Annotated in this window: 14 protein-coding genes and 1 other annotated feature; of the genes, 4 read left to right on the top strand and 10 right to left on the bottom strand. The window is 38.1% G+C overall.

What is annotated here, in order from left to right:
* Positions 1-166 precede the first annotated feature (166 nt).
* The 5 genes from FYJ25_RS13640 to FYJ25_RS13660 form a co-directional block, all read right to left on the bottom strand.
* Entirely contained in the window at positions 167-898 is a 732-nt protein-coding gene (locus FYJ25_RS13640; protein ID WP_154581529.1) for a TraX family protein, read from the bottom strand.
* A 91-nt stretch (positions 899-989) separates the two neighbouring features.
* Entirely contained in the window at positions 990-2,141 is a 1,152-nt protein-coding gene (gene rlmD / locus FYJ25_RS13645) for a 23S rRNA (uracil(1939)-C(5))-methyltransferase RlmD (protein ID WP_243145756.1), read from the bottom strand.
* Between the two features lie 88 nt (positions 2,142-2,229).
* A complete protein-coding gene (rplL, locus tag FYJ25_RS13650) occupies positions 2,230-2,595 on the bottom strand; it encodes a 50S ribosomal protein L7/L12 (protein WP_096241089.1) in 366 nt (121 codons plus the stop codon).
* A gap of 38 nt (positions 2,596-2,633) precedes the next feature.
* Entirely contained in the window at positions 2,634-3,152 is a 519-nt protein-coding gene (gene rplJ, locus FYJ25_RS13655; RefSeq protein ID WP_154581531.1) for a 50S ribosomal protein L10, read from the bottom strand.
* A gap of 53 nt (positions 3,153-3,205) precedes the next feature.
* Positions 3,206-3,349: a sequence feature (ribosomal protein L10 leader region), on the bottom strand.
* A 195-nt stretch (positions 3,350-3,544) separates the two neighbouring features.
* Positions 3,545-5,317: a S1C family serine protease gene (locus FYJ25_RS13660; protein WP_154581532.1), complete on the bottom strand. Its 1,773-nt coding sequence runs from the start codon at positions 5,315-5,317 to the stop codon at positions 3,545-3,547.
* 238 nt (positions 5,318-5,555) lie between these two features.
* Between FYJ25_RS13660 and FYJ25_RS13665 the strand changes: the two genes are divergently transcribed.
* Together FYJ25_RS13665 and FYJ25_RS13670 are read left to right on the top strand one after the other, a co-directional pair.
* Positions 5,556-6,971 carry an undecaprenyl-phosphate glucose phosphotransferase gene (locus FYJ25_RS13665; RefSeq protein WP_147608930.1) on the top strand — a complete coding sequence of 472 codons (1,416 nt, stop codon included), beginning with the start codon at positions 5,556-5,558 and terminating at the stop codon, positions 6,969-6,971.
* Positions 6,972-7,040: 69 nt separating this feature from the next.
* Positions 7,041-8,258, top strand: a complete 1,218-nt coding sequence (locus FYJ25_RS13670) for an LCP family protein (protein ID WP_243145757.1) — start codon at positions 7,041-7,043, stop codon at positions 8,256-8,258.
* A 463-nt stretch (positions 8,259-8,721) separates the two neighbouring features.
* On the opposite strand, the gene FYJ25_RS13675 is transcribed toward FYJ25_RS13670, so the two are convergent.
* Complete coding sequence (locus FYJ25_RS13675; RefSeq protein ID WP_154581533.1) at positions 8,722-12,639, bottom strand: hypothetical protein; 3,918 nt, start codon at positions 12,637-12,639, stop codon at positions 8,722-8,724.
* A gap of 270 nt (positions 12,640-12,909) precedes the next feature.
* Between FYJ25_RS13675 and FYJ25_RS13680 the strand changes: the two genes are divergently transcribed.
* The gene (locus FYJ25_RS13680; RefSeq protein WP_154581534.1) at positions 12,910-13,767 is read left to right on the top strand and encodes a PHP domain-containing protein; all 858 of its coding nucleotides are present in this window, start codon (positions 12,910-12,912) and stop codon (positions 13,765-13,767) included.
* 504 nt (positions 13,768-14,271) lie between these two features.
* Here FYJ25_RS13680 and mnmA read toward each other — a convergent pair.
* Positions 14,272-15,345 carry a tRNA 2-thiouridine(34) synthase MnmA gene (mnmA, locus tag FYJ25_RS13685; RefSeq protein ID WP_154581535.1) on the bottom strand — a complete coding sequence of 358 codons (1,074 nt, stop codon included), beginning with the start codon at positions 15,343-15,345 and terminating at the stop codon, positions 14,272-14,274.
* 384 nt (positions 15,346-15,729) lie between these two features.
* Here mnmA and FYJ25_RS13690 point away from each other — a divergent pair, with 384 nt between their 5' ends.
* Complete coding sequence (locus FYJ25_RS13690) at positions 15,730-16,392, top strand: YoaK family protein (protein WP_021907255.1); 663 nt, start codon at positions 15,730-15,732, stop codon at positions 16,390-16,392.
* A 72-nt stretch (positions 16,393-16,464) separates the two neighbouring features.
* Here FYJ25_RS13690 and FYJ25_RS13695 read toward each other — a convergent pair whose 3' ends face one another.
* The 3 genes from FYJ25_RS13695 to trxA all read right to left on the bottom strand — a co-directional run bounded on the left by FYJ25_RS13695 (position 16,465) and on the right by trxA (position 18,990).
* On the bottom strand, positions 16,465-17,592 hold the full coding sequence (locus FYJ25_RS13695; protein WP_154581536.1) for an AI-2E family transporter: 1,128 nt from the start codon (positions 17,590-17,592) through the stop codon (positions 16,465-16,467).
* Positions 17,593-17,692: 100 nt separating this feature from the next.
* Positions 17,693-18,616, bottom strand: coding sequence for a thioredoxin-disulfide reductase (gene trxB / locus FYJ25_RS13700; RefSeq protein ID WP_096241100.1), 924 nt, complete (start codon positions 18,614-18,616; stop codon positions 17,693-17,695).
* Positions 18,617-18,669: 53 nt separating this feature from the next.
* Positions 18,670-18,990 carry a thioredoxin gene (gene trxA, locus FYJ25_RS13705; RefSeq protein WP_096241101.1) on the bottom strand — a complete coding sequence of 107 codons (321 nt, stop codon included), beginning with the start codon at positions 18,988-18,990 and terminating at the stop codon, positions 18,670-18,672.
* Between the last annotated feature and the right edge of the window lie 476 nt (positions 18,991-19,466).

Here is a 19,466-nt window from a genome sequence, read left to right on the forward strand (position 1 = left end):
TGACTATATGTCTCCAAATGATTATGAAGAACTGTATCGTAGAATCCAGAAAGACGAATTGCTGATGGCAAGTTAAGATGAGGAAAACCTCATTTTAACTTGTACTAAATCTTGACATAGGACCAATACCCCTGTTTTCTTTCATACTAAATAATTCTAAAGATTTTTAAATATTTAAATAAAAACGCAGAATACCTAATATTAAAATATGAACCGGATAAAAAAGGTAATTGATCCACTTATTTTGCTTTCCTCTTTCACCGTTATATGTTACTGTCATAGCAAATCCCAAGCAAGAATATAACTCTTTAATAATCGAAAGATATCCCAATCCCGCTCCAAGTATTGGTTTATCATAAAAAATATAAAAAATGTATGCAACAATAATCGCATGATAATCATAATCCAGACTGAGCGCCATCGCTACTGCACACGAAATCCCTACAATAACGATTGATATACAATACCACAAAACTTTATTGCCAATCTTTTCTTTTACAGCATCAATAATCCAAATTGTAGTAAGACATAACGCTAAAGTAAACATGATGTTATTCCAATATGGATCAAAGAATACTTTTGATGTAAACATGTCAAACGGAACTTCAGATACCACACCAAATAGCAAGAGCGTTATAAGATACTTCTTCCTGTTACTGGTCTTAAAAAATCCTTCTACGATAAAAAACACAAAAATAGGAAATGCAATCCTGCCTAGAATTGAAAAAAGATTAGATAAATGCAATAAAAATCCCTTTCCATTCAGAAAAGGAGTTATCAAAGCATTATTTACATGATCAATCAACATGGATATAAATGCTATATATTTTAACTGTGCCCCATTAAAAATCTGAAGTTTTTTTAATTTATCATTTTCAAATCGTTTCCTTACTTCCATGATTCCATGATTCCTCCTATTCTCATCTTACGGACAACTAATAAGGCTCTCGTGATCATCAGTAAAAACAGAAATACGCTTTATTTTCGTACTATTTCTCTCTTCTTGATAGTAAACAAACAGCTTCTACATGGCCGGTTGAAGGGAACATATCTACAGGCTGAATCTGTCTGACACTGTATCCATTCCCTGTAAGATGTTTTAAATCACGAGCAAGTGTTTCCGGGTTACAGGAAATATAAACAATCTTCTTTGGCTTCAAGCGAAGAAGGGAGTCTAAGAATTTTTTATCACTTCCGGCACGCGGAGGATCCATAAATACTACATCTGCTTTTTCTTTATGCGATGCCATTTTTACCATGAAATCTCCGGCATCTTCTTTATAAAAACGAATATTTTTTACTTTATTCTGCTTCGCGTTAAAGACGGCATCTCGGACAGCATCTCCATTTAATTCTACAGAAATGACTTCTCCGGCATTATCACTCGCCACCATTCCAATCGTACCAATTCCACTGTAAGCATCAATCACTCTTTCTTTTCCGGTAAGTCCTGCAAATTCAATCGCTTTATTATAAAGGACTTCTGTCTGTATTGGATTTACCTGATAAAATGACTTAGATGAGATACGGAAAGTCTTTCCACAAAGCACATCCTCGATATATCCTTTTCCGTAAAGAATCTGCTGTTTATCACCGAGAACCATACTCGTATTTCTATTATTTACATTTGCCACGATTGTCGTAATTTCCGGATGTTCTTTTCTAAGCGCTTTGACAAAATTATTCTTTGATGGGAATACCGGAGATGCAGTAACTAAAACAACCATAATCTGTCCGGTATGATAGCCGGTCCGAACTAAAATATGACGTAAAAAGCCATATCCGGTATCTTCATTGTAAGGACGCATTTTAAATGACTTCATAAGAGAAGTTACTGTATTCATAATCGCATCTGCCTTCTGATTCTCGATCAGGCAGGAATCTACACGAATAACACGATGGCTTCGATTCTCATAAATTCCTGTAAAGCAGTTTCCATGACGGTCTCCTGCTACAACACCATGCACTTTATTTCTGTAATGCCATGGATCTTTCATTCCGATGATCGGCTTTACTTTTCCAAAACTGCTTAAAAGTTTATTTGTCTCTTTCTGCTTCTTTTTTAATTGTTCTTCATAAGGCAGATCAATATACTGACAACCGCCGCATTTCTTTTCATAAGGGCATTTTTTACTCATCATATACCTCCAACTGCATAAACGAAAAAAGCTCGGAGAGCTTACACCCTCCGAGCGTTCATTCAAGAAATTAAATATTGGAAAAATACAATTATTTAACTGTAACTTTAGCTCCAACTTCTTCTAACTGTTTCTTGATGTCCTCAGCTTCTTCTTTAGAAACTGCTTCTTTAAGTGTCTTAGGAGCACCATCAACTACAGCTTTAGCTTCTTTTAATCCTAATCCTGTGATTTCACGAACAACTTTGATAACTTTAACTTTCTGTCCGCCAACTTCTGTTAACTCAACATCGAATTCAGTCTTTTCTTCTGCTGCTTCTCCAGCACCTGCTCCTGCTGCAACTACAACACCTGCTGCTGCGGATACACCAAATTCTTCTTCACAAGCTTTTACTAAATCATTTAATTCTAATACGGATAAACCTTTAATAACTTCGATAATTTCCTGAGTTGTCATCTTATTTCCCTCCATAAATCTTTATATTATAATATTAATTATTCAGCTGCTGCTTCGGATTCTGCAGCTCCACCATCTTTCTGCTCTGCGATCTGTTTGATTACGCGGGCAAAGTTTGTAATTGGGGACTGAATGCTTCCCATAAATTTGGCGATAAGTTCGTCTCTTGATGGGATAGTTGCGATTGTTGCAATACCTGCTGCATCGTAGTAAGTACCTTCTACAACACCGCTCTTTAACTCACAGCATTTTGCTTTCTTAATAAAGTTAGCAACGATTCTTGCTGGAGCTGTTGCATCTTCTTTGGAAATTGCAAATGCGTTTGTTCCTTCCAAATCTTTTACAACGCCTTCGAATTCTGTACCTTCTACAGCACGTTTTACCATAGTGTTCTTATAAACTTTATAAACAACACCTGCTTCACGACACTGTTTACGAAGTTCTGTTACATCAGCTACGGAAATTCCACGGTAATTTACAACTACCATAGATTTCGCTCCGTCAAGCTGAGCCTTAATCTCGTCAACAATAGGCTGTTTTAATTCTACTTTAGCCATCTTCCTGGTGCACCTCCTTAAATATTTGTGTGTACCGCCGTCAGATCATCTTTCGATGAAATAAAAAAACTCTCTGTCCAAAGACAAAGAGCAGAAATATTCTAAGAATAAAAATATCTGAATATAACTTCCTCGGCAGGTGTTCTCACTTTATGCCTTACGGCACCTGCTGTCTTCGGCGTTCATACTTTGGTATAATAGCATGGGTAAAATGAGATGTCAAGTGTTTTTTGAAAAAAAGAGACGAAAGTTAAAATCTGCGATATTATAAAATGCTTCGTATCACTGCGTCCAAACTGCTCAGCTGCAGTTTGAACTTGCTCTAAGGCGCATTTTTATAATATCGCAGATTTTAACTTTCTGAACTTTGGATACAGAAAAACACTTTTTATTTAATAATTATTTCCAAAGAAATAGTCATATGGATTCATATAGCCGTCACTGCTGTTTCCACCATTACCATTGTCATATCCATAACCACCATTACCGGAATTGCCATTGCTGTTTCCTGAATTTCCGTTGTTGTTTCCATTATTGGAGTTTCCGTTAGAATTTCCATTGTTAGAGCTATCATCGGACTCGCTACTGTCACTGGAATTATCGGTTGTTACATTTTTGAAATCACTCTTTTTACCAAGTGTTACTGTTACTGTTTTTTCTTCGTAAGTTCCGCTCTGATTTGCTCTCTTAAATGTAATCTTAACCTTTGTATTTGCTTTCTTGATCGCAAGCTTTTCTTTTAAGCCAGACATAGTAGAAACGTTGTTACCTTCAAACTTCACAATGACATCTCCTGCTGAGATTCCCGCCTTTTCTGCCGGAGAGCCGCTTACTACCTGGGATACGTAAATTCCGCTTGGAATTCCAAGGGCACTTGAATAAGATTCGTTAATATCACGTCCTACTACTCCAAGGAATGCAGCATCCTTTGTGCTTACGCTGCCGGCATTCATTAAGTCTGTTAAAATTGTCTTGGCTGTTGTGATCGGGATGGCATATCCCATACCTTCTACTGATGTATCTTCTAGTTTGGCGTTGTTGATACCAACTACCTGACCATCCATGTTGATAAGTACACCACCGCTGTTACCAGGATTAATTGCTGCATCTGTCTGTAAAAGATTCATTGTGCCATCTGTTAAAGATACTTCTCGATTCTTTGCACTGACTACACCTGTCGTAACAGACTGGCCATATCCTAATGCATTACCGATTGCTACAACTTCTTCTCCTACTTTTAAATCATCAGAACTTCCAAGTGTTGCAACTTTAATCTTTGATGCTGTAGAGTCTTTGATATCCTTTATCTTTACAGAAATAACTGCAAGATCTGCACTGGAATCTGTTCCTACAACTGTAGCTTTTGCTGTTGTATCATCTACAAATCCTACCGTAAGGGATGTTGCATCGGATACTACGTGATTATTTGTCGCGATCATAAGGGAATCTTTTGTCTTTGCAATAATAAATCCAGAACCGGCTCCTTCTGATTCCTGCGTTCCAAATCCATAGTAGTTTGAAGACTGAATCGTACTTGTAATAGATACAACGGATGGCATTACTTCATTAACTACACTTGCAACATTCTGGCTGTTTGAACTGCTTCCGGAAGAAGTCTCTTTCTTAGAACTTGTTGTTCCTGATGTTGTCCCAATCTTATCTGCAGTGGAAGGATAAAACTTATCCTTTACTACAGAAACACCAACAAAGCAAGTTCCTGCTACAAGACCAAAAATTGCTGCGGAAGCAACCAGCTTTGCAATCTTTTTACCTATTCCACTTCCATTTTTATTATTATCGTCATTCTTTCTTTTTCTTCGTCTCTTATCCGGTTCCGGTGGAATGTTACTATAATAATTGCTGTTATTATTGTAAGTATTGCTATAATTGTCATTATAATTATCGCTATAAGAGTTACCATAATGACTGTCATTGCCATAATCATATCGACTGGAATTTCCACCGGTTCCCTGTTCTTTATAAGAATATCTATGGCTTTCTGCCTGCTCATGTACTGCCGTTTCTTCTGTCGGTGTTACATCTACAGTAAGCCCTCCGTTATTATATCCTCCGTTACTATATTCTTCGTTACTATTTACTTCATTTATCGGATTGTTCTCTACATTCTCATTATGGAATCCGTTATTATTTTCAAATTCGTTCATAATGTTTTCCCCTTTCTCTAAGTTTGTAATCTTATATTAGCAACGATGTGTGATGAATTTGTGTTGTATTTATGGAAAAATTATGGATTTATACCCTTTTTGTATGTTTTCACACTTTTTTCGTAAAACGGCGAAAAGAATTGACCTTGTAGAATAACTTATTCTATTGTATAATAAGTTAGAAAATTATCCCAGTAATATATATACATAACTTTACTGGCGATGGAGGTACACTTTTATGATTAAAGAGAATCAAAAATATCTTAACCGGTTTCACGTCGTCTTAGACGCACTGGTTATTTATTGTTCGTTCTGTCTTAGTTACTATATTCGATATATATGTCCTCTTTTCAAGGATATTTTTCCTCGTTTTGGTTACTGGAGACAGCTATGGCAATACCAGGGTATACTTCTTGTTCTGATTCCTGTATACCTTATTTTATATGCAAAGTTTAACTTATATAAACCAAAAAGATTTCAGAATCAGACTGCCGAGTACGCCAATCTTGTTAAGGCGAACTCAATTGGAATGGTTTTCTTCTTTATATATATTATATTTATGAAGATTCCACATGTCTCAAGAAGTCTTCAACTGATGTTCTATGTGCTTTCCATGCTTCTTACGATTGCAGAACGTGCAGCGATCCGTTATGCATTAGAAAGGACCCGCCGGAAAGGATATAATCTTAAGCACGTTGTTGTTATTGGATTCAGTGCTGCGGCAGAAGCTTATATTGATCGTATTAAGTCCAACCCACAGTGGGGATATACGATCCATGGTATTTTCGATGATAATCTCCGATCAGATTTTTCTTATCGCAATACCTTCTGTATTGGTAAATTAAAAGATGTTGAAAAGTTTTTACAGAATACTTCCATGGATGAAGTGGCTATCGCATTAAGCCTGAAGGAATATTATAAGCTTGGGGAAATGGTTGCTGTCTGCGAGAAGTCCGGCGTGCATACAAAGTTTGTCCCAGACTATTACAAGTTTATTTCTACCAACCCGGTAACAGAAGATCTGAATGGACTTCCGGTTATTAATATCCGTAATGTTCCTCTTACAAATACAGTGAATAAATGTATCAAGCGTCTGATGGATATTGTCGGATCTCTCGTATGCATCATTCTCTTTTCACCGATTATGGCTATTGTTGCCGTCCTTGTAAAGAAGAGTTCTCCTGGTCCGATTATTTTTTGCCAGGAAAGAGTCGGTCTTCATAACAAACCTTTTAAAATGTACAAGTTCCGTTCTATGGGTGTACAGTCTGCTTCAAAAGAACAAAAGGCCTGGACTGTTCATAACGACCCTCGTGTCACACCGGTAGGAAAGATCATCCGTAAGACCAGCCTTGATGAACTTCCTCAGCTTTTTAATGTATTAAAAGGAGATATGAGTCTGATCGGACCTCGCCCTGAGCGCCCTCTTTTCGTTGAAAAGTTCAAAGAAGAGATTCCACGCTATATGATAAAGCACCAGGTTCGTCCCGGCATGACCGGTTGGGCACAGGTTTGTGGTTTTCGTGGAGATACTTCTATTGAAGGACGTATTGAACATGATATTTTCTATATTGAAAACTGGACACTTTCTTTTGATATCAAGATTTTATTCCTTACTGTATTTAAAGGATTTGTCAATAAAAATGCTTACTAGTGTACTGTATCATTGACAAACATTCATGATGCAGCCGTACACTAAGCCTAGAAAGGACCCATATTTATTATGAAAAATGATTCATTTTACGACACAGATAATTATAAGAAGAAGCGACAGACTTCCAATAAAAGTTCTGTAAGTTATCGTACCTCTAAAGCAAGGAATGCTTCTTATAAGCCGGTTTCCGCTGCTTCCTCTGGAAAGAAAACCAAACGTATGAATGAGCATGAACCGAATCATCCACCGAAAAAAGTATCGAAAAAGAAACATGGCTGCCTGCTTCCCCTGCTTCTTTTTATTGTGTTGATCGGAATTATTGCCTTTTTCGCTTTTCGTTTTTCGGTAAAAGGTGCTTTTTCTAAAATCAAAAAGTACCCTTTGGATAGATCAAATGTAACTGTCAATGATACGGATGCTAACATTAAAGATTATCAAAACATTGCTCTTTTTGGTGTAGACAGCCAGGATAACAAAATTACAGATACTGGTTCCCGAACAGACTGTATCATCATCGCCAGCATCCATAAATCAAATCATAAAGTAAAGCTGATGTCCATTTACCGCGATACTTATGTAAGTATTGATGGAGAATATGATAAGATCAATGCTGCCTATTCCTACGGTGGTCCGGAATTAGCACTCCGCACTATCAATCGAAATCTTGACCTGAATATCACCGATTTTGCCACCGTAAACTTTAAAGCATTAGCTGATGCCGTAGACGTACTCGGTGGAATCCCTCTTACGATTACTTCCGAGAAAGAACTGAAAAACCTAAATGATTATATTGGAAATATGAATCATATTAACGGAGGGAATTCTCCTAAATTCGACAAAGTCGGAACCTACACCTTTGATGGAAACCAGGCTGTTGCCTATTCCCGTATCCGTTACATGGAAGGCGGAGATCACGCAAGAGCAAACCATCAGCGTCTTGTTCTTGAAGGTATTATGAACGCCGCCAAAAAACAGCCATTCAAACTTGGAAAGTTAATCAGTACCGTCCTTCCACAGTGTAAAACAAGCCTGTCCGATAACGACCTTACAAAGTTAACATTTTCTATGGCCCGCTCCTCGATCACAGACTCACAGGCTTATCCGTTTCAATCAGAGGATGAGCGGTACGGCGGTATTTATTATGGTTTTCCTATCACCGCCAAGTCTAATGCGATCAAGGCGCACGAATACCTCTTTGGTACAAAGAATTATGAACCAACCGATGAATTACAGAAAATCAGTGCAAAAATAAAAATAGTAACTGACGACATAGGATTAACGGATTAATGCTTTAATATAATAATAGACGAAAAAACGAAATCCGGGATATAGCAAATGTAAAGATATCGCAGCGTAGAAAATGCCTGTTCGGCATTTTTACTTGCTCTGACATTACATTTGCTATATCCCGGATTTCGTTTTTTCTGTTTGTTGGCTCCTTTATATTTAAAGCATTTGTTTTTGGCTGTGATTGGGATATTCGCACCTAGAAATTGTCTGTCCTGCTTTTTTACTTGCTCTGACATTTCATTTGCTATATCCCGGATTTCGTTTTTTCTGTTTATTGGCTCCTTTATATTTAAAGCATTTGTTTTTGGCCGTGATTGGGATATTCACACCTAGAAATTGTCTGTCCTGCTTTTTTACTTGCTCTGACATTTCATTTGCTATATCCCGGCTTTCGTTTTTTTCTGTTTGTTGGCTCCTTTATATTTAAAGCATCTGTCTGGCTGTGATTGGGTGAGTGTTTTTATTCTTCGTAGTAGTTAAATTTCGGAGTTGCCTGTATCTGGCAGGATGCTTTCATTGTTCTTCTGTTTTTGTGAAGGAGAACATTTATGAGGAGCATTTCTCCGTTTTCTACCATTTCTTCAATGTCTTCTTCTGTAAGTTCCTCGTAATCTTCTGTGATCATGTCTGCATATTTTAATTCGAGATATACATCACACATATTTCCGAGTGATTCATGGAATGCTATTTCGTCAGGGTCTAGTTCGCTTTCGCTTTCAGCCTGTGCATATCCGTAGGACATAAGAATCGGAATTCCTAATTCTTTTGCAAGTTTACGGATACCATCCATGAGAGGTTTCATATCTTCGGAGTCTTCAACTGAAAGTATATTTTCGATATTATCAATAAAGACAACCGGCTTATGTGCTCCTTCTGTTACAATAGAACGGATTAATTCTTCTAAAATGTCGCTTGCTGAAGCATCTTCCATATTGTCGACATATTCCGATACGGCTTCCTGATCAAGTACGAAAAGATGCTCGCTGATTCTGCCTCTGTACCAGTTTAATTCGTCTTTTAAGGAACGAATATCTGCACCTTTTTCTCCAGTCATGATTGCCATAGAAGATACGGCTTTTTCTTCATCTTTTTTATTCATTTCATAGCTTAAACGTGAAACGGTATCTACCATCAGGTCATATCTGGAAAGCTCTGTAGAAATATAAAGTACATCAACGCCGCTCTCCGCTGCTCTATCTGCAATCTGTTGCATGAATCCATTCTTTAAATACTGTGGCATAGAATCTACAAAATAGCTTCCTTTATGAAGTCCGTAACGAAGCATCGCATCTAAACGCTTAAAACCTGTGCTTAACTTACGGTTTTCCTGGGTATCTACGATATATTCTTCAAACTTATCCATGAAACTTGCAGAGTTTTTGAGAACAAATGGATTACGTACACTTACCTGGAATTCTTTTTCTTCTACTGTTTTTCCAGTAGGGATTACCGCAGTAAATTCTCTTTCTTCTTTTTCCGGTGCTGCTTTTTCTTTACGTTTGACCACGTTTTTATGCTTTCTAGAATGTAAGCTGCGCTCACTGCGAGAATCTTTTTTCACTCGTGCAGATTTCTTTTCTTCTTTTTCCGGTCTTGTCTTCTCTACCTGAATCGTATGTTCCGATTCAGAAATATATTCTGCTGTCTCGCTCTCTTTTTCTGTGTCTTTCTGTACTGTCTCATCCCCTACTTTTTCGTCTTCGTCATCTGAAAGAGCGCTTCTTTCGGATTCTTTTGAGTCCTTACTATTCTCTAGTGTTTCAATATCTTCTTGATCTGCCGATTCTGTATTTACTTCTTCTGTGGATGCTTCTTCTGCTGAAATATTTTCTGCTGACTCTTCAGAAGCTTTTGTATTTTCCATACTTTCTGTATCATTCAGTCTTTCTGCTTCTTCTGAATCCGTATTATCTTGTGCACCAGTTTCTTCTGTACTTTCAACATTTTCTACAGTAGTCTCTTCGGAATCTTCTGTATTTTCTTCTGTGTTTTTCTCTTCAAGTTCTTCCTCTACAAAGTCTTCATCCATAGCGATCTCAAGTTCTCTTTCGAGATCATCTTCATCAAGATCTTCTAAGTCTCCTAACGTGTCTTCTTCCTTATCTAATGCGGAAACGGATGCTTTCTTCTTTTTGCCATTCTCCTGCTCTTCTAACCATGCATCAAGTACTGTTTCTGAGCCTGCTAATTCAAGTAAAAGCATTCTCTTCGCTCTCTCATATACCTCTCCTTCCAGTCCAAGGGAAGCAAGGTTGTCGAGTGCTTCATCAATTTCAGCCTGTGTATGTTCCCCAAGAACTAGTTCACCTGGATCAACATATTCATATTCATCGGATTCTTCCGGTTCTTCTTCGACTAAAGCCGTTTCTTTCGGTTGTTCTGTCTCTGAAACAACCTCTTCTGCTTCTACAGGTTCTACTGAATCGCCTTGCGTTCTGGCTTCTGCTTCCTGCTCGGATTCTTCCTTTTCTTCCTTTTGTTCCTTTTGTTCTGTTTCCGCTTCTATTTTCTGCTCCGTTTCTGCTTCCAGCTTCACTTCTAGTTCTTCATCTGGTTTCTGCTCGGATTCAGATACTTCCTCTAAAGCTTCTGGCTGTGGTTCTGGCTGTGTTACAACGGTATCAACTGTATCTTCTGCATCATCATCTAAATCAAGCTCATCAAAGCTTAAATCATCCTCGCTAAGTTCCTCCTCTTTTTCCTGAGCTGCCAACGCTTTTTTCAGTGCCTCAATCTCCTGCGCCTCTTTCGCAATATCGACAGCCGACTTCGTCTCTCTTACTTCCTGCGGCTCCGGTCTTGCTGCCTGCTGTGCGGCTCTGGCAAGTTCTACAGCAGATACTGCCCCTGTTTCTGGTGTCTCCTGCGGTACTGCAGCTACTTCCGGTTCTTCTGGTAAAACATTACCTTCTTCTACACTTGGTGTCTCAGAAGTATTTCTTGAAATGACTTCTCCAATCAAAGATTCCATATCTTCCTGACTTACCGTACCACCACTTTGACTCATCATTCGTTTCAGGTTTTCAAAAATCGTCTCATTAATTACACCAAGATCTGCATTCGCATCCTCAGATAAAATCATATCTGCATTCTCCTGCACAACTTCCTGACTGATCATGCGAAGCATATCATCTGAAAATGCCGGTGTCTGCTCTGTTCCCTGCGCTGTGGCATCACTTGCTGCCCCTCCTGTTCCATCTTGCTGCAACTCAGCCTGTGAACTCTGTGCCTGCTGTGGTAAAACACCAACTTGTTCCTTAATCTCATCCGGCACATCTGTGATATCTTCCGGTGCGACTCCTGCTTCTAACTGCTTTTCTTTATAAAGCTCCCTTTCGATTTCTAACTTTTCTTCCGGAGATAAATCTTCATAATCTTCAAATGAAACCAATTCATCACTATTTTTTTCCATATAATTCAGAATCTCCTGCTGATGAAGCGCAAATTCCATCGGATCCTTTCCACGCTTTCTTGCCTCTTCCATAAGAAGTTCCGCTCTCTTTTCCGCTTCAAGCTTCATTTGATCTTCTTCCCTTGCTTTGGCAATTGCCTCTGCTGCTAACTGGGAAGCTGACTTCGTTTCCGGCATCTGCATCTCTTTCGGTTCATATTCTTCCTTCTGGTGCGCTTCTTCATCTTTATCGACAGCTGCCTGCGCCAGCTCCCATGCAGAAACCGGTCTCCTTCTCTGTTCTTCTAACGCTCTCTCTTCTGCCTGATTCGCTTCATCCTCCGCAAGCATCTCTGTTGCTGTCTTCTCTCTTCCATAGCGAATCTGAGAACGATCAAACGGATACTCTACTTTTGGATCATTCAATCCCATCATCTGCATAAAGTTATTATAAATTAAATCATTCAGATTCGCTGCTTCCTGCGGATTCACATCATCCTGTCCAAACATATCATAGGCATTCCCATTCCCATAATCTTCATTATTAAATGTCTGCTGTTCTACTTCCGGCTGTGAAGCAGAACTTACTGCTGTCTGCACTTGCGGCTGTACCGGCTCCGGTTCTGGCTGTGAAACTGCCTCTGGTGTCTGTACTGGCTGCACTGGCTGCGGCTGCTGTGCCTCTTCTCTTCTTCTTCCACCATTCTTCAAACGTTCTTCTATCATATTCACTGCGGAAGCTGCTCTCTCAGAATCGTCCATCTCCTCAAATGTCTTTGGAGGAAAAATATCCGGAGCCATTGATTCTGCCATCTTTTGAATCGTATCTGATAATTCCTGCTGTTCTGCCGGTTCTTCCGGTCGTCCAGTGATATTCATAGCCATATCTATAATATCATTAATGTCAAATGGTTTCTCTTCACTTCCCTCTGTTGCGCTATGCTGTGCTCTCACCACATCTAGCAATGCCTTCATAATATCTTCCATTATAATTAACCTCCGTTATATCCTCTGTCTTCCTTTTCAGATTCTAAATTATATAAAGCTATTCTAACACCTTTATGCGATTATTACAAACAACTATTGTATTATTACATCTTTTCCGTCAATTTCCTTCAATCCCTATAAAAAGTTGTTCTAAACATTGCTTTTTTTAACTAAGTCTGCGATACTATAAATAGTTGATTGATGATTACCGCTCCTACATAACAAAACAATATGTAATTTGCGATCAAATTAAAGAAAGGAGAACTTTTTTTGAAAACTTATATTGACTTACATATCCATTCTACAGCTTCTGACGGAACCTTTTCCCCAACAGAAATTGTTAATAAAGCTTTAAAACTCGCAGAAAAAGACAGCCCCGTTGTCATCGCCCTCACAGACCATGACACTGTTGCCGGAATCGATGAATTCCAAAAAGCTGCTGCCAAACACAAAGACCGACTGACAGCTATTTCCGGTCTTGAAATTTCTACAGATTACCATGGTGTTGAAATCCATGTACTCGGATACAATATCGACATACATAATAAAGAACTTCTTGACCGTCTTGCCGTTTGCCGCGAAAGTCGTGACGGACGTAATGAAAAGATTATCCAGAAGCTTCAGGAGCAGGGCTTTAAAATTTCTATGGATGAAATCAAACCGGATAAACCCGGCGAAACAATCGCCCGCCCACATATCGCAAAGCTTCTCATGAAAAAGAAATATGTTTCTTCCGTTCAGGAGGCATTTGACAAATACCTTGCCGAAGGAAGATGCTGCTATGTAGAACGCATCATGCCTACTCCAGAAGAAGCCATTCATCTGATCAAAAACAGTGGCGGCATCCCTGTTCTTGCTCACCTCATGCTCTATAAAAAGCTGGACTCTTCCCAGAAAGAAGCTTTAGTTAGAGAATTAAAAGAAGCCGGTCTCATCGGAATTGAAACATATTACAACACTTACACACCGGTAGAACAAGAATACGTTGCAGGACTTGCAAAACAGTGGGGACTCATCGAAACCGGTGGAACTGACTTCCACGGTCAGAATAAACCACATATCTCCCTCTTCACAGGCCAGGGAGAAATGGAAGTCCCACAAAAAGTTTTAGAAAACTTAAAATACTAATTTGAGAGACTAAAGAAACGAAAACCAGAAATTTAATATAGAAGAAAATGTGAAGATAGTCGCTTCGCAGAAAATGCCTGTTCGGCATTTTTACTCGCTCCGACATCACATTTTCTTCTATATTAAATTTCTGGTTTTCTGCTTTTTGGCTCCAGATGAAATCAGTATTTAAATCTTGGATGGGAAGATGGGGATTGTCCAGAAGACTATGAGAGTTAACCAGAGAGAAATTCTCCATAAGGTAGGAATAGCAAATTAGTGATTTATGTTGGAAAGATAACAATTTGAGTGTCAATCCTTTAAAATTTAATTTTCCGGAAGACCATAGCCTTCTGGCACATTCCATGTTGTTAAACCGTAGATTTAGATAGTCAGAAAAAAGAAATAATACCCTATCCCAGATGCGGCTTCGGAGCGTGTTTAAGATGCGAATAAGCATTTTAAACACAGCGACTACAGAGCAGATGGGATAGGGTATTATTTCTTTTTTCGTCTACACGAAATCTACAAATTAGTATTTTTTATTGTTCCTCCTCCCACTACGTGCTTGTCTCTATATAAAACTACTGCCTGTCCTTTTGTAATTGCACGCTGTGGTTCTAAAAAGTGAATTGCTACTGTTCCATCTGGATTTTTCTTTGCTGTTGCTTCTTTTTCAGCTTGATGATATCGAATTCTTGCTTTTACGATTTCATCTTCTGCTAATTCTTCTATCCAGTTGAAGTCATCAGCAATGAGATCGGTTTTAAATAAATCTTCATTGCTTCCCAGAATGACTTTATTCTCTTCTGGGCAGATTTCTGTTACATAATATGGTTTCGGTGCAGAAATTCCAAGTCCTTTTCTCTGTCCAATCGTATAACCATAATATCCTTTATGTTGGCCAACTATTTCACCTTCCTGATTTACAAAATCACCTGGTTCACTTTTCTTTCCTGTTGTTTTTTCAATGAATGCCATGTAATCTCCATCCGGAATAAAACAAATATCCTGGCTATCATGTTTATGTGCATTGAAAAATCCCTGTTCTTCTGCGATTTTTCGGATTTCTGTTTTAGTGTAATCTCCTAATGGAAAACAGGTATGTGCAAGCTGTTCTTCTGTAAGGGAATAAAGGACATAACTCTGATCCTTTGTCTCATCTACACCTTTTAACAGGTGATATCCCTGCTCATCCTGAACAACTTTCGCATAATGTCCTGTTACGATCACATCACAATGTAAAGCTTTTGCCCTCTTATAAAGATGTTCAAACTTTAAATGACGGTTACATTCAATACATGGATTTGGTGTCATTCCTTTCTGATAACAGGAAATAAAATTGTCGATAACCTTTTCTTTAAAGTCGTCTTTAAAATTAAATACATAATATGGAATTCCCAGTTTGACACATACGCTTCTGGCGTCTTCAATGTCGCTTAAAGAACAGCAGGTCTTTTCTCTTTCCATTCCAATATCTTCATTATCATAAAGCTTCATCGTTACACCGATGCAATCATATCCCGCTTCCTTCATAAGATAAGCTGCCACTGATGAATCAACTCCGCCACTCATAGCAATTAATGCTTTTTTTGCCATACGGCACCTCCTCTATATTTCAATTATTATTTATCAAAAACTCTTTGTTTAATGAATGTCTCATATAGACGTTATTATGATAACATTCTCCTATTTGAAAGTAAAGATATTCTAATTGACAAATCCTCTCATTGCACCTATAATCATTACGATATATTTTGAATTATTTTTTCTTAATTCATGCATTTTTATAGAGTTTTCCACATTTTTTGTTCAATATAAGGGGGTTATCCACCGAATTTTTGAAGATTTTGTGGGTAAAACTTGTGCGTTTCAGAATTACGAGAATAGCGTTAGCTACGGAGTAATTCATGACATCAAGTTAGGGGCAAAATTCTTTGACTCTAACATCAGTATATTTATATTTAGAAAGAAGGTTTTTCTTTGAATAAAAAAGTGCAGATTTCAGAATCAATTGAACTTGGTATCCTGCTTGCCTTATCGGGTGGTTTCATGGATGCCTATTCTTATATAGGAAGAGGAGGGGTTTTTGCTAATGCACAAACAGGAAATATGCTTCTTCTTGGTGTACATCTTTCGGAAGGAGATATTCCTGATGCGATTCGATACCTTTGTCCGGTTCTTGCTTTCACTTTCGGAATTGCGCTCTCTGATATCGTTCGAAACTTAGGAAAAGGAGGGCATCTACACTGGAGACAGATTTCTGTTGTTACAGAAGCTATCATTCTTGCCATCGTAAGCTTTTTTCCACAAAGCCATAATCTTCTGGCAAACAGTTTAACCTCTCTTGCCTGTGGTATACAGGTGGAAACTTTCCGAAAAATTCATGGCAATGGTATTGCTACAACCATGTGTATCGGAAATCTTCGAAGCGGTACACAAAATATTTACACTTTCTTCCAGACAAAGAAACGAGATTCTCTTGAAAAGGGACTCCTCTACTACGGAATTATTCTCTGCTTTATCTGCGGAGCAATCATTGGAAATCAATGTATTAAATATTTACATGAACGGGCAATCCTTGTATCTTCTGCTCTACTCTTACTTTCCTTCATCATGATGTTTATAACAAGGGATGAAGCGTAAAAAGCGAAAACCAGAAATTTTCTTTTATAGTAAATTTCTGGTTTTCTAATTTCTGGTTTTCTGTTTTATATTCTATAAATCAATCTTTTTTCTTTGTAATCTACGATTTGCATCGTCTTTCACTAGAACATATAATACTGCTGTGACTGGTATCGCAAATATCATTCCAATTACTCCAAAAAGATTGCCTCCGATTAAAGCGGCGCTTAAAGTCCAGAGTGGAGCAAGCCCAACGGAACCGCCGACTACTCTTGGGTAAATGAACTGGTTTTCTATAAACTGCACAACCTGATAAACAATGATACTTAAAAGACCTTTCCATGGGTCTATCATAACGATGAGCAACGCTCCGATAAAACAGGCTGCAAATGCTCCGATATATGGTATGAAGGAAAGGAGTGCCGTAAGTACCGCAATCAGATTGGCGTACGGAAGACGAAAAACGGTAAATGCAACAAACATTAGCAGGCCAAGAATAACTGCTTCGATACACTGTCCAGAGAAAAATTTAGAGTATGTTTCATTCACAAGATTGGATATGTAACATATTTTATCGGCATGCTTTTTGGATAAATGTGCATAAAGCATTTTTTTGCATTGTCTTGAGAGAGAATTCTTACTCAATAATACATAGATTGCTATAATAAATCCCATTAACGCATTGACTGCTACACCAAAAAAAGAGGTTGTGGCATCCACTACTTTTCCTAGTGCATTTCCTACGTTTCCTACATTTCCTGTAATCTGTGCCATAAGTTTATTAAAATCCCAAGAGGCAATTTCTTTTGAAATCCATGCAGTATCCATTCCGTTACTCCGAAGCCATGACAGCCATTTTGGTGTATTTTCCATAAAAACAATATAAATACTTTTTACGGAAGTTACAAGTCCTGGTACAAACATCGTGTATACAATTCCAATCAAAAGAACGATGCAGGCCATTGTCGCAAATAAGCTTACTCCTGTTACCGGCATTTTTTCTAACTTCGGATATTTCTTTTTTATTTTTGTAAAAAGCTGCTCAAACATTTTCATAGGAACATTTAGAACAAATGCAAGAATCAGACCTACTATAATAGGAAGGATCAATGCAATCCCTCTCTGTATGGTCTTGATCACTGTTGGAAAATGCATCAGCAAGGCAAATAATACAACGCCAAATGTAATTAACAAAAGGCTTCTTTTTGTTTCTTTTTCCATTAAAAGTACAATCTCTCCATTTCTTTTTATGCTTTCTCGAAATCTTTTTGTTCTTAATCTTACTTGATTTTAAAGAAAATTCAAGAATATCCTGTCATTCTTACATCTGATGCGCCAGATATTCTTCTATATAATGCGATGCCGTTGCTCCATCTGCTACGGCAGTTACTACCTGACGAAGTGCTTTTGTCCGGACATCACCAATGGCAAATACTCCTGGTATATTCGTGCGTGTTGACTCGTCTGCAATAATATATCCGGCTTCATCCATAGCAAGAATTCCTTCAAACAATTCAGAGGACGGTTTTCTTCCAATACTGATAAATGCACCATCGACAGAAATTTCTGTATCTTCTCCTGTCTTTACATTATGCAGCTTTGCACCGGTAAGCTTCTTATCGTATAAAAATTCGCTGACTGTTGTGTTCCAGTAAAATTCGATATTCGGTGTTTCCTCTAACTGCTTATGATAAACCTTTGTTGCACGAAGAGAATCTCTTCGATGAACAAGAATCACTTTTTCGCAGATTCTTGATAAGGTCATGGCATCCGCTGCTGCTGTATTTCCACCACCAATAACCATAACCGTTTTGTTTCGGTAAAACATTCCATCACAGGTAGCACAGTAGCCAACGCCACGTCCAACCAATTCTTTCTCTCCCGGCACTCCAAGTTCTCTTGGAACGGCACCTGTCGCGATAATAATCGTTTTCGCCTTAAATGTTCCTTCACTGCTCTCTATCTTCTTTATCTCACCGGAAAAATCCACACTCAGTACTTCTGCAAGCTCTGTCTCAGCGCCAAAACGCTCTGCCCCTTGCTGCATCTTTTCCGCCAGACTGAATCCATCAATCCCTTCCTCAAAGCCCGGATAATTATCAATCTGGGAAGTAAGTGCCATCTGCCCTCCGGCAGACAGCTTTTCAAGAACCATCGTAGAAAGTCCTGCTCTTGCACAATAAAGCGCCGCTGTATATCCGCCAGGACCTCCACCGATAATTACTACATCATATATTTTATCCATCGTATTTCCTTTCCTTTTTATATTGTATTTCTGTGTTTCTACATTTCTACATCTTACAAATATTCTTGAATAAATGTTTCAATTTTTGCCTTAGAATCCGGTGCAACGATCGTTCCTGCCACTTCTCCGTTTTTAAAAAGAAGAAGCGTTGGAATTGTATCGATTCCATATTTTTCTGCAATTTCCGGAGCTTCATCAACATTAACCTTCGCAAAAACAAGCTTGTCCTCCTGCTGTTTTGCAATCTTATCAAAAGCTGGTGCAATTCTTCGACAATACGTACACCATGGTGCCCAGAAATCTACAAGAACCGGTTGATCAGCCTTTAAAATCTGCTCTTCAAAAATCTCTTTTGTAATATTTATTATTGCCATAAAAATTTCCTCCTAAAAATTAACTCTTATTTTCATCGGTAGTTTCCATTGATAGTTTCCATGTATACTTTACATTTTACCGCAAAAGGCATACATGTATATTTCTTATAATACCACACTTCACGAAAGTTTACTCTTGTTTTCTGATTTAATTCATTCCTGTTCATCCAGGAAAAATTAACTGAAACGAGATCTGTATATTCAATAGATATTTTCTATTGATTCACAGTGTGTTCTCGATTGATAATCTTCCTCAATACTCAGTATAATAGAGTCATCAAATACTGTGAAAACAGTAGGTAGAACTAATCTTTTTGACTTATTTTTATACTAACAATAACAATCATTTTTGGTAGTGTAAAGTAGCCTATGAAAAAATGGAGCTGAAAAAAAGGCTCCATCGGAACCTTGAAAATTGCAGATATGTTAGCTTTCGGCAGCGTACGCCACCCTTGACGGCACACCAAAACAATGCT

The organism is Anaerobutyricum soehngenii, assembly GCF_009697165.1.
Lineage (GTDB): Bacteria > Bacillota > Clostridia > Lachnospirales > Lachnospiraceae > Anaerobutyricum > Anaerobutyricum soehngenii.